We start from the raw sequence: 13669 nt of genomic DNA on the forward strand, positions 1-13669 counted from the left end.
ATGACAACAACAAAATTAAAAAATTTCCTGATTGAGCAACGTTCAATTTTGGCTTTAATTGTCTTGATTGTAATTGTTTCTAGCATTAATCCGAATTTTTTCACAATGGATAATTTGCTGAATATTTTGCGTCAAACCTCAGTCAATGCCATTATCGCAGTGGGAATGACCTTTGTGATTTTAACTGCTGGGATCGATCTTTCAGTGGGATCGGTATTGGCATTAACTGGCGCGATTGCAGCCTCACTGGTGAGCCTTGATTTATCTATTTTCATTGTGATTCCCCTTGTTTTACTCTGTGGCACATTATTAGGCGGCATCAGCGGAGTGATTATCGCGAAAGGTAAAGTTCAGGCTTTCATCGCTACCTTGGTAACAATGACCTTATTGCGTGGCGTAACAATGGTTTATACCGATGGACGACCAATCAGTCTGGGTTTTTCTGATGTGGCAGATCAATTTTCTTTCCTTGGAACAGGGTATTTATTCAATATTCCTTTCCCAATTTGGTTAATGGCAATTATTTTCCTTGTTACTTGGTATATCTTAAAACATACCCCAATGGGACGTTATATTTATGCCCTAGGTGGCAATGAATCGGCAACCCGTTTATCAGGCATTAATGTGGATAAAGTAAAAATATTCGTGTATTCAGTAAGCGGATTTTTAGCTACCGTTGCAGGATTGATTGTGACTTCAAGATTATCTTCTGCACAGCCAACCGCGGGTGTCTCCTATGAGCTTGATGCGATTGCCGCAGTTGTTGTCGGTGGCACAAGTTTAATGGGTGGAAAAGGGCGTATCTTTGGCACATTAATTGGTGCGCTGATTATTGGATTCTTAAATAATGCATTGAATTTATTGGATATTTCTTCTTACTATCAAATGATTGCAAAATCAATTGTTATTTTGGCAGCTGTACTTACCGATCATTTTTTCAGTCGAAAAAATGCTTAACTTAAACTCACCTAATGAAAGGAGATGTGTATGAAAAAATTAACGTTACTGGCGTCCGCAGTGATTCTTGGTTCGGCTGTTAGCCAAGCGGTGGTGGCAAAAGAGACCATTGCATTAGCCGTTTCAACTTTAGATAATCCGTTTTTCGTTACCCTAAAAGAGGGGGCTGAAAAAGAAGCGGATAAATTGGGCTATAATCTTGTAGTCTTAGATTCACAAAATGATCCAGCGAAAGAGCTGGCGAATGTTGAAGATGTTACCGTACGCGGTGCAAAAGTATTACTGATTAACCCAACGGATTCTACTGCAGTAGCGAGTGCCGTGCGAATGGCAAATCAAAAAAATATTCCTGTGATTACCTTAGACCGTGGCGCGGCGCAAGGCAAAGTGGTGAGTCATATTGCTTCTGATAATGTGGCTGGTGGCAAAATGGCAGGGGATTTCATCGCAGAAAAATTGGGAGATAATGCGAAAGTCATTCAATTAGAAGGCATTGCTGGAACGTCTGCCGCACGTGAACGTGGTGAAGGCTTTAAGCAAGCGGTAGAAGCACATAAATTTGACGTATTAGCCAGTCAGCCTGCAGATTTTGATCGTACCAAAGGCTTAAATGTAATGGAAAACTTACTCACTGCGCAACCAAATGTACAAGCCGTATTTGCTCAAAATGATGAAATGGCGCTCGGTGCAATTCGAGCTGTTCAAGCGGCGAATAAATCTGTGTTAATTGTTGGGTTTGATGGCACAGATGATGGTGTAAAAGCAGTAAAAAGTGGCAAGTTGGCTGCGACTATTGCCCAACAACCAGCGTTGATCGGTGCATTAGGCGTGCAGACGGCTGACAAGGTGATTAAAGGTGAAGCTGTTGAAGCACAAATCCCTGTGCCATTAAAAGTGATCAGTCAATAATCCTTTAATTATTCAAGGTGGATTTTCTATTCGCCTTGAATTTCACTTTCGTATATTGAGTGTATTGCCAAATATTTTTCGTGTAATCAGGTTTCGTCAATGTATTTCGCAATATGCACAAAATATAAGTGCGGTGCTTTTTTTCGTGATTTTTATTAAGGAATAACTATGCACAATTCAACCCTAACCATTCTCGGTAGTATTAACGCAGATCATCTTATTCAAGTGTCACATTTTCCACAGCCGGGGGAAACCTTGTCGGGACGTAATTATCAAGTGGTGTACGGCGGAAAGGGGGCAAATCAAGCGGTGGCGGCAGCACGTTTGGGTGCGAAGGTGAATTTTATCGCTTGTGTAGGAAATGACGATATTGGGCAGGAGATGAAAAAATCTTTCGCGCAAGCGGGAATGAATACGGCGGCAATTTCTGAAGTTACACAGGCTCGCACAGGGATCGCAATGATTCAAGTGGCAGACAGCGGAGAAAATAGCATTGTGATTTCCGCGGGGGCGAATGCATATTTGAATGCTGATATGGTGCAGTCTTTCGCCCATATTATTGAACAGAACGATGCCTTGCTGATGCAATTAGAAACCCCCTTGGACGGCGTGCTATGTGCCGCGAAATTAGCGAAACGAGCGGGTAAGCAGGTGGTGCTAAATCCCGCACCTGCACAGCCACTGGCAGATGAGTTGCTGGCTCAGCTAACAATGATTACGCCAAATGAAACAGAAGCGGAAATTCTTACAGGCGTGAAAGTGGTTGATTACCAAAGTGCGGTGCAATCTGTGCAAGTTTTTCATCGAAAAGGGGTAGAAACTGTCTTGATTACCTTAGGTGCGAAAGGGGTTTTCGTCAGCCATCAAAATCAACAAGAAATCGTGCAGGGTTTTGTGGTGCAGGCAACGGATACCACCGCCGCTGGAGATACCTTTAATGGAGCGTTGATGACGGCATTATTAGAGGGCAAATCGTTAAATCAAGCCATTCATTTTGCCCAAGCCGCCGCAGCAATAAGCGTTACCCGTTTAGGTGCACAAACCTCCATTCCTACTCGGCAAGAAACGCTCGATTTTTTGGCTCAGGCTCATTAGAATGACAAGCATTTAGTGATCAAAATTTGAGAAGTCATTATGGCAACAATGAAAGATATTGCACGCATCGCACAGGTTTCGACCTCCACCGTGTCGCACGTGATTAATAATACGGGCTATGTAAGCGATGCAATGCGAGAACGCATAATGAAGGTTGTCAAAGAACTGAATTATCGCCCTTCCGCCTTGGCGAGAAGCCTGAAAATCAAGCAAACTAAAACCTTGGGAATGTTGGTTACTGCAACCAACAACCCTTTTTTTGCGGAAGTGGTGAGTGGCGTTGAGCAGTATTGTAATCAGCACGATTATAATCTGATTATTTCAAGTCTAGATGGCAATGAAGATCGCTTAGAGCAAAATATTCAAACGCTCATTCAAAAACAGGTGGACGGCTTGTTGTTAATGTATTCTGATAGCCGTCATTCCTTTCTTAAGCAACTTGATGTTGCCTTGCCAATGGTGATTATGGACTGGTGGCCAACGGCATTAAGTGCGGATAAAATTTATGAAAATTCTGAACTTGGTGCATATCTTGCGACAAAATGCTTAATTGAGCAAGGGCATAAAGCGATTGCGATTATCACCGGAAATCTGAATAAATCCCTCGCACAAAATCGTTTGCAAGGCTATAAAAAAGCCTTAAACGAACATCAATTAGCCATTCGTGATGAATGGATTATCGAAAGCCATTTTGATTTTGAAGGTGGCGTGGAAGGAATGAAAAAGCTGTTACAAGCGGGCAAACGGCCTACGGCTGTGTTTGCGTGCAGCGACACGATTGCAGTGGGTGTTTATCAAGTGGCGTGGCAAAATGGTTTGCGTATTCCGCAAGATCTTTCTGTGATTGGCTATGATGATATTACCCTTGCCCAATATCTCGCCCCACCGCTCACCACCATTCACCAACCTAAAGCTGAATTAGGCAAGCTTGCGGTGGAAACGCTGTTAGAACGTATTAAAACCCCCCATAAAAGCGAACAATCTATTTTGCTAGAACCTAAATTAATTTGGCGGGATTCTGTGCAGTGTAGAAAATAAACATACCTCTTTTTCATTGGTATTGAGATTTACTTAGTAAAAAAGCACGCCTATAATCAAAGAAATTTTATCATCTATATTCAGGAGAAATTTATGGCAGAAATTGATACGCAAAGACGAAATTGGCTACAAAAAATTGAATATATCGGCAATAAATTACCTGACATTACAATGTTGTTTATTTATGCGTTAATTGTATGTTGGTTGCTTTCTTGGGGGCTTTCTTATTTTCATTTTGATTATATCCACCCTATTCAAAAAACACCGATTCAAATTACTAATCTTTTCCAGTCTTCTGAAATTGCAACCTTTTTCTCATCACTCACCAAAAATTTTGTGAATTTTCCACCCTTAGGTATCACTATTGTTGCGACTTTTGGTATTGGGATTGCTGAGGCGAGTGGTTTTATTAATGTAGGTTTGAGCCGTGCGTTAAGTATTATTCCAAAGAAAATAGTTACACCAGCCGTAATTATCATTTCTGTATTCGCTCATCTTGCAGCAGATTCTGCTTATGTTATTTTAATGCCTATTTCTGCATTGATTTTCTATTCCGTAGGTAAACATCCTTTAGCAGGAATTGCAGCTTCATTTGCTGGCTTAGCAGGAGGCTTTTCCGCCAGTTTTACACCTTCGATTATTGATCCTATTATGCAGAGTTTCACACAAAGTGCCGCACGCATTTTAGATCCGAGCTATGATGTGAATGTGCTGTGTAATTATTTTGTTAGTCTAGGTAGCACATTCTTTGTGATATTAACCTGCTGGTATATTACAGATAAAATTATCGATCCACATTTAAAACGCACAATGCCTATTGATAAGGATTTAGATAGCAACGACACCACAATTAACCCACCAACTGCACAAGACTTAAAAGCCTTTCTCTGGGCATCGTTGGTGCTGTTGTTAATGGTGGTGGGATTGTTTTTATTGGCGTATCCTGAAAACTCGTTATTGAGAGCGTCAGATGGTTCATTGACTAGTCCAAAATCGCCGATTATGCAAATGATTGTGCCATTATTGCTGATTTTCTTTGCTGTGCCTTCTTTGGTTCACGGCATTATTGCAGGCACATTTAAAGATACTCGCACAGTCACTAAAGCAATGGAGAAAATCACTTATACCCTTGTGCCATTTATTGTGTTTTCCTTTTTCTGTGCACAATTTTTGTATTCTTTTAACCGTTCAGGAATCGGCACATTGATTGCCTATCAGGTGCTGAATTTTTGAAAGCCTTGCAAATGCCTGCGGGTATTACCGTGTTTGGGGTGTTAGTATTAACTTTATTGCTTGAGAACATCCACATAAAATGAGAAAAAGAAGATAATATGGGAAGTGGTTGGAGTAAGTGGGAAGAGATGGGAAGGAAGTCTTATAGAATAAGGGATTGAGCTAAATCAGTCCCTTTTTTTATGGGTAAAAGTTAGAAAAGCCAAAATGAGAAAAAACTGTGAAAAGCCGTTAAAAAATCCACATAAAGTGAGAAAATTTAACGGCAATTAAAATTGTGTTTAAATGCCGTTTAAAACCTCTCATCGTTACTCGCTTGTTTATCGAGAGCCATTTGCAGCGATTGCGATGTTTTCATCCTTGTCATCATCGCTGGCATTACTAGCACAACCTGCCGCTACAGTATAAGAAAGCCCTAAAATAGCCTCTCTCCCTAAGTCCGTTGTTTTGCGATAATTCCTTATCACCGTCATTTCTTCCAGCTTTAGCGGCACGCCATCAAGTACAAGGTTATCTTTCGGCTTTTGCCTTGCTATGGCTTGTTGTAGGGCTTGTAAAGCCTCTTCTATTGAGAGTGAATTATGTGTATGGATATTTTGTTCTTTTTCGATATTAGGTTCTTCTCCTGTAGCTAACCATTCAACAGCTACGCCTGTAGCTTGGGCAATCTTGATTAAATTTGTTCTAGTTGGATCAGCTAACCCTTTCAGCCATCTGGTTACTGTTGGGGGAGATACATCTAACTTTAACGCGAAAGAATTGATGCTCCCGCCGTGTTCTTTTATTAATTTTTCTATTCTTTTTGAAAAGCCTAAATCGTAAATGTTTGGCTTACTCATCTTTTACGTTTCCTATTCTGATTAATTCAAAGTAAAAGATACATACAACTATTTGATTTTATTAAATAAACAAAATAAAAGTAATAATTTTTACAAAAATGAAACTTTTACTACTGACTAGGTTTAACTTTTACGTTTTAATACGCTCATAGGATACATAAACGGAGTACATCAAATGGTCGTATTAGAACACTTTAAAAAAACCGCAACAGATTGGGATCGTGCGGATATTGTTTATGCATTACAAAAAAAAGGCTGGACACTCCGCGCCCTTGCCAGAGAAAGTGGAGTGAGTTACAGCACTTTAAATTCAGCAATAACAAAGTCCTATCCTAAAATGGAAAATGTTATTGCTGCCGCAATTGGCGTTGAGCCTGAAGTTATTTGGGCGACACGCTATGCGAGACGTAATTTTAAACCAGAACTAAATCATAAACGATTTTAATTATAAGGTAAAACGTTTATGAAACAGCTGAACGTAAAACAATATTATTCCGCAGCAGAGATTGCTGTTTTAGAACTTAGTTCCGTGCCATCTGCTACTAAAAATATATTAGCCAAAGCTAAAAGAGAAAATTGGTCTCATCGTCCAAGGATGGGTAGAGGTGGAGGTATAGAATTTGAATTCTCCTCACTCCCAATAGACATCCAAGCCGAGATCTTGCTCAAGGAGAAAATAGCCAAAGATCCTGATTTTAAGAACACAAAAATCAAAAAAGTAAAAGCGCAAGAACGTGTAATGACCGAAAGCGCGTGGAATGTCCTCGCTTCGGCTACTAATGAACAAGAACGCCGTGCTGAACGTCGTTTTAATGCGGTGATGAAGCTAAAAGGGTTGCTGGATATGCGTCTTAAATTAATGGACGCCATGGATCGGGTGGTTGAGCATTTTGCGGGGCAAGAAGGTGAAGCGGTGAGCCGTGGAAGTCTGAAGCGTTGGTGGTACAAAGTGAAAAATCACCCACAAAGCAACTGGTTGCCGTTGTTGTTAGATAGAGTTGAGCGCGACACCACAAACCGCTATGCCAAGATTGACGAGCTTGCGTGGCAATTCTTTTTAGGGGAATACTGCCGTCAAGCCCAACCTAACTTTGCCATTTGTTATGAAGAACTGATGTATGCAGCGGAGGAAAACGGCTGGGCAGTGCCAAGCCTCAACACCTTAAAGCACAAGTTTAACAGAGAGATGACGCCCGCCCAAATTGCCTTAATGCGCGGCGGTGAACACGCCTTGCGTGAGCTGGTGAAACCGCAACGCCGTAGTGTGGCCCACCTCCAAGCCCTTGAGATTATCAATGGCGATGGTTATCAGCATAACGTGTTTGTGGATTGGTATGAAGACGGCTCGCGCCCTATCCGCCCAAAAACGTGGTTTTGGCAAGATGTCCGCACACGTCGCATTTTGGCTTATTGCGTGGACGACAGTGAAAACGGCGATCAAATCCGTCAAGCCACGCTGCGATTAATTAAGCAGTACGGTATTCCGAAAAAGATTTTAATGGATAACACCCGAGCCGCCTCTGATTTGCAGACCTCCACGCAAACCAAACGGGGCAAACGGAATAAAGACATTGTGGTGGACGGCTTGTTTGAACGCCTTGGTATCCAAGTGATCCGAACCCTTGTGTTTAAGGGGCGAGGCAATGGACGAGCCAAGCCGATAGAACGGGCGTTTAGACGTGATGGATTGCCCGCTTACATTGACCGAAACCGCTTATGTGAAGGCTTTTTTACTGGCGATAGCCCAACAGAAAAACCTGAAAACTACCAATACAAAAAAGGCTTAAACAAAGCGCAGTTTTTGCAACTGGTGGAAGAAGGTGTGCGTAAGTGGAACGCCAAAAAAGGACGCCAAAGTGAGCTAGGGCAAGGTATTTACAGTGCTGACGAGTTATGGGCAAGGGATTATGCCCAAGTTGAAGTGGTGAAGCCTACCGATGAACAACTACGCCAATTAATGATGCTCGGCGAAAGCACCAAAGTGGACAAATACGGCTGTTTTACCCTCAAAGCGGGCTACCGCCTAGACGGCGAGAAAAACACTTACTACGCCGAAGCCCTACAAGGTGGGCAATACCCTTATGTTGTAGTGCGTTTTGACCCCGACGACTTACACGGCACGGTGTATGTATATGACTTAAATGGGGTGTATTTGTGCGATGCCATTTGCGACAAACCACTTGCCTTTGACAGCGTGAAAGGTGCAGCAATGCAACGACGACTTGAGAGCCAAGAAGCGCGACAAACCAAAAAACAACTACAAACCATTGAGAAAATGGATAAACACCAACACGAACAATACCGCAAGCATTTTGACGAAACGCCAGCGGCCGAATTGGTTGAACCGAAGAAAGTCAAAACGCTGGAATTATTTGAAGGTAACCTGCAACGCAAAGTGCAAGACACCGACTGGCTGGCCGATGACAACACAACGACAGAAAGCGGCTTTGCCAAAGGTGTGGCGAAGTTTATTGAACAGAACAATGCCGATTAACCCAACAGGAGTAAACAATGAAACAACGAAATCTACAACGCAAAAAGAGCCTAAAAGTCGCAAACGTACTCAAAGCCCTTGAACGTGAAAATGCGGAGCAACTCAATCAAGCCAAAGAAAACGAGGAAGTTGTCGCTCAACTTGAAAAGCAAGCCTTGAGTAGCGTTGCAAGAAAGTGGGAATTGACTGAACAATTTCTTGCCGATACGACACTTCCCCACTCTTTGCAAGTCGCGTTGAAAGACTATCAAGCCGCGTTAAGTATCGCCATTTCGCAAAAAGTAAAAGTAAATAGACGTCTTTTGGGGGGATTTTGAAATGACGGCTAAACCAGTAAACCAAGTTGACTTGATGTTCTTTACTCTTTGCATAGGTAAATTCTTCAACGTAAGGCAAAAAACGCTGTTCAATCAGCGTGTAACGAGAAAAATCAATTTTATGCAAGATGAAATTTAATCGTTTTTTAAGCGATTTATGAATGCCTTTAAACACGGTTTTTTGATGTTTTTTGGCAAATTTAACAATCACAGGATCCATAAGTTACTCCAGTGGAACAAGAGGACAAAAAAATGACAGAAATTATTGAACAAATCAAGCAAATTATTGAAAGCGGTGAGATTGCTCAAGCGGCACTGGCGAGAGAGGTTGATTTAAGCGGTGGCGCGTTGTCTAGCTTTTTAAATGGCAAGTATAAAGGGGATAACCAGAAAATTCGTCAGGTTTTAGAAAATTGGTTAGAACAACGTGAAATCAAACGCAGCCAATTTATCTCTGCCCCTGATTTTATCGAAACGCCAACCGCGAAGCTGATCCACACCATCATTAGCTATGCGCACGCGTTAGGTTGTATCACCACCGTATTTGGAATGAGTGGCGCAGGCAAAACCGTCGCGGCGCGAGAATACCAAAAACGCCACCGTAATGTATGGCTGGTTACCGCTAGCCCAAGCCGTGCTAGCCTTGCGGAAATGCTCTACGAAATCGCTCTTGCTTTAGGCGTTGGTGAACCGCCGAAGCGAAAAGCCGCCCTTGTACGCTTAATCGAAGCACGAATGAAAGATACTAAAGGCTTGTTGATTATTGACGAAGCGGATCACCTTTCTTACGAAACCTTGGAGGAGCTCCGACTTATTAAGGAAGCCTGCGACATTGGAATGACCTTAATCGGCAACGACAAGGTTTACACCCGTATGCGTGGCGGCATTAACCAAAGCCACGATTTTGCCCGCCTTTGGTCGCGTAGTGCGAAAAACGAAAGCATTCAGCATTGCAAAAAAGAAGACATTGTCGCCATTGCCAATGCGTGGCAACTGGATACCACAGATAAAAAACTGATCAGCTTATTAGCAGAAACCGGCAAGCGAGGTGGTGGCTTACGCATTTTAACCCAAGTGCTACGCCTTGCGTGGTTTAGTGCCAACGGCGACAACAAACGCCTTGATTATGACTACATTTTAGCGGCGAAAAATGAATTGCAAGGGGGAACGGTATGAAACGCACCACATTAACCCACCCAAACCCTGTTTTACGAGGCAATAACGAGATGGTGTTGAACTACCTAAGCCAAGTGCAAAAGTGCATTAGAAAGCTGGAAGAAATGGGCTTGCACGTGATTAATGTGCATTTTGAACATATCAAACCAAAAGTGCGGGTGCAACCCAACCATAACACCAAAGAACTAGAAAAAACCGCTCGAGCGATGCGGTATATCCTCGGCAATGATGGACAACGCTTTGACGAGTGGCAAATGATGGTGGAAGGCATTAAGGTGGTTTGGAGGAGTTATGTCCAGTAAAAAGAAAGGAAAGGTCGTTTATGCCCTTTATCGCGGTGAAACCAACCTTGGTGATGGTACAGCCGCAGAATTGGCAAAACGGTTAAATAAAAACCGCAATTATATCCCGACGCTCGCCTGCAAAAGAACGCACAGGTTAGCAGAGAATAACCCAAACCGCTTAATGGCAATCAAAATCGGTTATACCACCGATGAACTATAAGGAGAAAAAAATGAAAAAACTCACCCTAATTTGCACCGCACTTTTATTGGCAGGGTGTGATGGACAAACCCGTGCCAAGTTTACCGACGTGCGAATTGCGGAAATTTGCAAAGGTGGCGTGGTGTATTTAGTTGTTAATAACGGCGGCATCACCCCAAAAATCAACGGCAATTATGACGTTTATACCTGTAATCAATCAGCTAACCCATAGGAGAAAACAATGAGTAAAACCAGACTAAAAAGCGACACCATCCGCTATCAAACCCGAGAAGAAGTGGAGATTGCGATTAAAGATATTGGCGATTTGCAACGTGAGTTACAACGCCTTGCAACCCACCAAAATGACGAATTGGCGGCGATTACCGAAAAATATGCCCCAAAAATCACCGCTCTTCAGGAGCAAATGAAGCCTTTACAAAAAGCTATCGAAGTGTGGTGTGAAGCCAACCGTGCGGAGCTGACACAAAACGGTAAAACGAAAACGGGCAGCTTTAACACGGGTGAGGTGCAATGGCGACAACGTCCACCGAGTGTATCAATCCGCAAAGCGGACGAAGTGTTGGCAAGATTGCGTGCGTTAGGATTAACTCAGTTTATCCGCACCAAAGAAGAGCCAAACAAAGAAGCCATGCTTGCCGAACCGAATATTGCTTCAACTATCGCGGACATTACGATTAAAACTGCGGTAGAAGATTTTGTGATTAAACCCTTTGAACAGGAGGTGTAAATGGACGATGTGATTGTAATGCTGGGGTATTTTGTCTTAATGGGGTGGCTGATGTGGCTGGTGTTTAAATCAATTTAAAGCCCTTTTCAACGCTCTTTAAACCTGATTAAGGGGCGTTTATAAAGTGTTTTAAATCAAAAAATAGGAGCAATGACAATGAATTATCACGCTGAAATAGACGTTAAATTGACTTTGGGTATTGAAGCTGAAACCAAAGACGATGCGATATGTTATATCCAAGAACGACTAGCAGAAATGAGTGAAAATTACGACATCAAAATGAGATATCGAATTAATTTTGTGAATGAGGAATGCGACGATGAAGAATAAATATCTTGTCAGAGTTTATGGAATGGTTGAAATCACCGTAGAAGCCGAAAGCATTGAGCAGGCGGCGGAAAAATGTGATTTAAACACCTTAGACCTGAATAAATTGCCTCATCAGATTACGGAAATTGACGAGGTTGTGGAGGTTGAAGAACTATGACAAAGCAAAAACAAAGCGAACTTGCACTCAAGCTGGAAATGATGATCGGACAGCTTCAACAAGCAATGCGAGCGATTAATAGCGGGAATTATATTGCGGCGGGGGTGTATATGGAAATGGTGCAAAACCAACTGCCAAAGGCGAGATGGCAGGTAAGGGGGTAAAGATGAAATCGTTTACATTAGTTTTAACAGCAACCTTTGATTTTTGTGATGATGACGGGGTGAATGATATCGGGTTGAAATGGTCTAGCACAGACGGAAAAACGTTATCAGATGCTCCCAAAGAGCTTAAGACTGATATTGCGGAATTAATGCGGCACAGTAATTATGCCTTGCCTATTTTATCTCCGCTTTTTGAGAAGTTTAGCCAAAACAATGAGCCTGTTATAGCAACTGCAAGGGTAAGCTTTATCGGGGAAAATAAGGATTGGAACCTGAATTTTTTCGCACCAGAGAAAACCGAAGCGAACAGATATATCTGCACATTGCTTTTTAGGTTGTTGACGGACAGAAAAGTCTTTTTGCGTGAAGTGAAAGAGCTTGAAAAGAAGTGGTATTAAAACACATTGAAGCAGTTATGCTCACAATTGATATAACAGAGAGAAATAAGGGGGAAAAATGAAAAAATTAGATCAACGAAAAATAATCCAAATTGCTGTGGGTGAATTTACTACCGCTCTATGTAATGATGGGACATTATGGCAATTTAATGCATCGAACCAAAGTTGGACGCGCTATCCAGAAATCCCTCAAGGTATAACGGATAGCGAATATTACCAAGAAGCCTTAGATAGCGAGATAGACAGCCTATCTTCGAAAGAGCGTCAGATGGGACTTAACAAAGATGAACGAGAGTACCTAATGGAAGCTCTCAAAAATTTACGAGAACTTAGGGGGCGGATGAGAATTTTATAGGAATAAGTAAAACCCATTTACCGCCCTTTGGTTCAGAGGGCGGAATAATGTGTTTTAAGGGAGGTCTAATGTACACTAAACCCAAATATATTCAGCTTATCCATATCGCCAAGCAAAAGCTCGGTATAGATGAGCTTAGCTATCGCACAATGCTAGAACGGCTCACGGGCAAAAGCTCAACGAAGCAAATGACTATTCCCGAGCTCACAAAAGTATACAACGAGCTAGAGAATAAAGGCTTTAAAAAAACGTCACGTAAAGGGAAATCACCAAGTACTACTCAACTAAAAACTAAAAGCAATATTGCCAAGAAAATCCTTGCACTTTGGATTGATATGGCACGTAAAGGCATTATTCGAGATGGTTCTGAAAAAGCATTAAATGTGTATATTATGAGGATTGTGAATGAAGTAACGCAAAGGCAACGTCCAGATCCCAAAATGCTGTATGTAGGCTTCTTACATACAATAGATAATACAATGGCAACAATTGTTGTCGAGCGACTCAAAAAATGGCAGCAACGGGTGGAGAGAAAAAATGGATAAACAAACCGATTTATTTGCAGATGATCACGAAGTGCTTGGTCAATTATTAGATAATTTAGACAAAATCCCCGTAGAGGAATTAGCAAGCCGCTGGCCGACGACGCTTGCTGAACTTTTAGATGTGATTGCCTGTGAATTGGTACGGCAAGGCGAGTCTAACGAAAATGCAACACGAATTGCCTCCAAAATAGCGGGGGCAATCGGTCATTATCTTGGCGGAAAATCCACTTATATCCCGACAGGTACAGTATTAAAAGATGCGTTGCGGGACTATTTAATTTATGAACAGTTTAACGGTAAAAATATCCCCGAATTAATCAGAGAGCATAAGTTGAGCGAAAGCCACATTTATGCGATTATCCGCAGACAGCGGGCGTTATTACAACGCCGTTATCAACGTGAGTTGCCCTTCGATAGCAAGGTGTGAAGTA

At 42.1% G+C, this 13669-nt stretch carries 21 protein-coding genes; 20 read left to right on the top strand and 1 reads right to left on the bottom strand.

The annotated features are described in order from the left end of the window. From rbsC to DXZ23_RS00620, 5 genes are all read left to right on the top strand, one after another. Entirely contained in the window at positions 1-957 is a 957-nt protein-coding gene (gene rbsC / locus DXZ23_RS00600; protein ID WP_017807467.1) for a ribose ABC transporter permease, read from the top strand. Positions 958-987: 30 nt separating this feature from the next. Continuing rightward, a complete protein-coding gene (gene rbsB / locus DXZ23_RS00605) occupies positions 988-1866 on the top strand; it encodes a ribose ABC transporter substrate-binding protein RbsB (RefSeq protein ID WP_017807468.1) in 879 nt (292 codons plus the stop codon). Positions 1867-2034: 168 nt separating this feature from the next. Next, positions 2035-2961: a ribokinase gene (gene rbsK / locus DXZ23_RS00610; protein WP_017807469.1), complete on the top strand. Its 927-nt coding sequence runs from the start codon at positions 2035-2037 to the stop codon at positions 2959-2961. Between the two features lie 39 nt (positions 2962-3000). Then, positions 3001-3999, top strand: a complete 999-nt coding sequence (locus DXZ23_RS00615; RefSeq protein ID WP_017807470.1) for a substrate-binding domain-containing protein — start codon at positions 3001-3003, stop codon at positions 3997-3999. 93 nt (positions 4000-4092) lie between these two features. Beyond that, the gene (locus tag DXZ23_RS00620) at positions 4093-5232 is read left to right on the top strand and encodes an AbgT family transporter (RefSeq protein WP_051052697.1); all 1140 of its coding nucleotides are present in this window, start codon (positions 4093-4095) and stop codon (positions 5230-5232) included. Positions 5233-5552: 320 nt separating this feature from the next. Here the strand turns inward: DXZ23_RS00620 and DXZ23_RS15745 are convergent, their stop codons facing one another. Beyond that, positions 5553-6071 (bottom strand): helix-turn-helix domain-containing protein, encoded by a 519-nt coding sequence (locus DXZ23_RS15745; protein WP_017807471.1) that lies wholly within the window; start codon positions 6069-6071, stop codon positions 5553-5555. A gap of 175 nt (positions 6072-6246) precedes the next feature. On the opposite strand from DXZ23_RS15745, the gene DXZ23_RS00635 reads away from it, so the two are divergent. The 15 genes from DXZ23_RS00635 to DXZ23_RS00690 all read left to right on the top strand — a co-directional run bounded on the left by DXZ23_RS00635 (position 6247) and on the right by DXZ23_RS00690 (position 13665). Continuing rightward, positions 6247-6516: a helix-turn-helix domain-containing protein gene (locus DXZ23_RS00635; protein WP_017807472.1), complete on the top strand. Its 270-nt coding sequence runs from the start codon at positions 6247-6249 to the stop codon at positions 6514-6516. An 18-nt stretch (positions 6517-6534) separates the two neighbouring features. Continuing rightward, entirely contained in the window at positions 6535-8565 is a 2031-nt protein-coding gene (locus DXZ23_RS00640; RefSeq protein WP_114995380.1) for a transposase domain-containing protein, read from the top strand. A 17-nt stretch (positions 8566-8582) separates the two neighbouring features. After that, positions 8583-8882 carry a hypothetical protein gene (locus DXZ23_RS00645; protein ID WP_017806855.1) on the top strand — a complete coding sequence of 100 codons (300 nt, stop codon included), beginning with the start codon at positions 8583-8585 and terminating at the stop codon, positions 8880-8882. Positions 8883-9134: 252 nt separating this feature from the next. Continuing rightward, positions 9135-10058 (top strand): AAA family ATPase, encoded by a 924-nt coding sequence (locus DXZ23_RS00650; protein WP_035695729.1) that lies wholly within the window; start codon positions 9135-9137, stop codon positions 10056-10058. Next, positions 10055-10360: an HI_1482 family protein gene (locus DXZ23_RS00655; RefSeq protein WP_114995381.1), complete on the top strand. Its 306-nt coding sequence runs from the start codon at positions 10055-10057 to the stop codon at positions 10358-10360. Before DXZ23_RS00650 ends, DXZ23_RS00655 begins: the two co-directional genes overlap by 4 nt. Next, positions 10350-10562, top strand: a complete 213-nt coding sequence (locus DXZ23_RS00660) for a hypothetical protein (protein WP_017807473.1) — start codon at positions 10350-10352, stop codon at positions 10560-10562. The genes DXZ23_RS00655 and DXZ23_RS00660 overlap by 11 nt, the downstream gene beginning before the upstream one ends. A 10-nt stretch (positions 10563-10572) precedes the next feature. Continuing rightward, the gene (locus tag DXZ23_RS00665) at positions 10573-10773 is read left to right on the top strand and encodes a hypothetical protein (RefSeq protein ID WP_021724101.1); all 201 of its coding nucleotides are present in this window, start codon (positions 10573-10575) and stop codon (positions 10771-10773) included. Between the two features lie 9 nt (positions 10774-10782). Next, positions 10783-11289, top strand: coding sequence for a host-nuclease inhibitor Gam family protein (locus DXZ23_RS00670; RefSeq protein WP_017806857.1), 507 nt, complete (start codon positions 10783-10785; stop codon positions 11287-11289). A gap of 156 nt (positions 11290-11445) precedes the next feature. After that, on the top strand, positions 11446-11619 hold the full coding sequence (locus tag DXZ23_RS15205) for a hypothetical protein (RefSeq protein ID WP_021724253.1): 174 nt from the start codon (positions 11446-11448) through the stop codon (positions 11617-11619). Further along, a complete protein-coding gene (locus DXZ23_RS15295) occupies positions 11609-11776 on the top strand; it encodes a hypothetical protein (protein WP_017805652.1) in 168 nt (55 codons plus the stop codon). Before DXZ23_RS15205 ends, DXZ23_RS15295 begins: the two co-directional genes overlap by 11 nt. Next, complete coding sequence (locus tag DXZ23_RS15300; protein WP_165381629.1) at positions 11773-11940, top strand: hypothetical protein; 168 nt, start codon at positions 11773-11775, stop codon at positions 11938-11940. The genes DXZ23_RS15295 and DXZ23_RS15300 overlap by 4 nt, the downstream gene beginning before the upstream one ends. 2 nt (positions 11941-11942) lie before the next feature. Next, the gene (locus DXZ23_RS00675) at positions 11943-12338 is read left to right on the top strand and encodes a hypothetical protein (protein ID WP_035695821.1); all 396 of its coding nucleotides are present in this window, start codon (positions 11943-11945) and stop codon (positions 12336-12338) included. A 58-nt stretch (positions 12339-12396) separates the two neighbouring features. Beyond that, on the top strand, positions 12397-12693 hold the full coding sequence (locus tag DXZ23_RS00680; protein ID WP_017807592.1) for a hypothetical protein: 297 nt from the start codon (positions 12397-12399) through the stop codon (positions 12691-12693). Positions 12694-12761: 68 nt separating this feature from the next. Then, on the top strand, positions 12762-13238 hold the full coding sequence (locus DXZ23_RS00685) for a gp16 family protein (RefSeq protein WP_026138583.1): 477 nt from the start codon (positions 12762-12764) through the stop codon (positions 13236-13238). Next, positions 13231-13665, top strand: a complete 435-nt coding sequence (locus DXZ23_RS00690) for a Mor transcription activator family protein (RefSeq protein WP_021724267.1) — start codon at positions 13231-13233, stop codon at positions 13663-13665. The genes DXZ23_RS00685 and DXZ23_RS00690 overlap by 8 nt, the downstream gene beginning before the upstream one ends. The last annotated feature ends 4 nt before the right edge of the window (positions 13666-13669 follow it).

This window comes from Avibacterium paragallinarum, from assembly GCF_900450705.1.
GTDB lineage: Bacteria > Pseudomonadota > Gammaproteobacteria > Enterobacterales > Pasteurellaceae > Avibacterium > Avibacterium paragallinarum.

Bases quoted from the DNA above. Each gene is read 5' to 3' on its own strand.
- DXZ23_RS00635 (WP_017807472.1), top strand. From the start codon at position 6,247: ATGGTCGTATTAGAACACTTTAAAAAAACCGCAACAGATTGGGATCGT.
- DXZ23_RS00615 (WP_017807470.1), top strand. From the start codon at position 3,001: ATGGCAACAATGAAAGATATTGCACGCATCGCACAGGTTTCGACCTCC.
- DXZ23_RS00665 (WP_021724101.1), top strand. From the start codon at position 10,573: ATGAAAAAACTCACCCTAATTTGCACCGCACTTTTATTGGCAGGGTGT.
- DXZ23_RS00650 (WP_035695729.1), top strand. From the start codon at position 9,135: ATGACAGAAATTATTGAACAAATCAAGCAAATTATTGAAAGCGGTGAG.
- DXZ23_RS15300 (WP_165381629.1), top strand. From the start codon at position 11,773: ATGACAAAGCAAAAACAAAGCGAACTTGCACTCAAGCTGGAAATGATG.
- DXZ23_RS00655 (WP_114995381.1), top strand. From the start codon at position 10,055: ATGAAACGCACCACATTAACCCACCCAAACCCTGTTTTACGAGGCAAT.
- DXZ23_RS00675 (WP_035695821.1), top strand. From the start codon at position 11,943: ATGAAATCGTTTACATTAGTTTTAACAGCAACCTTTGATTTTTGTGAT.
- DXZ23_RS15295 (WP_017805652.1), top strand. From the start codon at position 11,609: ATGAAGAATAAATATCTTGTCAGAGTTTATGGAATGGTTGAAATCACC.
- DXZ23_RS00620 (WP_051052697.1), top strand. From the start codon at position 4,093: ATGGCAGAAATTGATACGCAAAGACGAAATTGGCTACAAAAAATTGAA.
- rbsB (WP_017807468.1), top strand. From the start codon at position 988: ATGAAAAAATTAACGTTACTGGCGTCCGCAGTGATTCTTGGTTCGGCT.
- DXZ23_RS00645 (WP_017806855.1), top strand. From the start codon at position 8,583: ATGAAACAACGAAATCTACAACGCAAAAAGAGCCTAAAAGTCGCAAAC.
- DXZ23_RS15205 (WP_021724253.1), top strand. From the start codon at position 11,446: ATGAATTATCACGCTGAAATAGACGTTAAATTGACTTTGGGTATTGAA.
- DXZ23_RS00660 (WP_017807473.1), top strand. From the start codon at position 10,350: ATGTCCAGTAAAAAGAAAGGAAAGGTCGTTTATGCCCTTTATCGCGGT.
- DXZ23_RS00690 (WP_021724267.1), top strand. From the start codon at position 13,231: ATGGATAAACAAACCGATTTATTTGCAGATGATCACGAAGTGCTTGGT.
- DXZ23_RS00680 (WP_017807592.1), top strand. From the start codon at position 12,397: ATGAAAAAATTAGATCAACGAAAAATAATCCAAATTGCTGTGGGTGAA.
- rbsC (WP_017807467.1), top strand. From the start codon at position 1: ATGACAACAACAAAATTAAAAAATTTCCTGATTGAGCAACGTTCAATT.
- rbsK (WP_017807469.1), top strand. From the start codon at position 2,035: ATGCACAATTCAACCCTAACCATTCTCGGTAGTATTAACGCAGATCAT.
- DXZ23_RS15745 (WP_017807471.1), bottom strand. From the start codon at position 6,071: ATGAGTAAGCCAAACATTTACGATTTAGGCTTTTCAAAAAGAATAGAA.
- DXZ23_RS00640 (WP_114995380.1), top strand. From the start codon at position 6,535: ATGAAACAGCTGAACGTAAAACAATATTATTCCGCAGCAGAGATTGCT.
- DXZ23_RS00685 (WP_026138583.1), top strand. From the start codon at position 12,762: ATGTACACTAAACCCAAATATATTCAGCTTATCCATATCGCCAAGCAA.
- DXZ23_RS00670 (WP_017806857.1), top strand. From the start codon at position 10,783: ATGAGTAAAACCAGACTAAAAAGCGACACCATCCGCTATCAAACCCGA.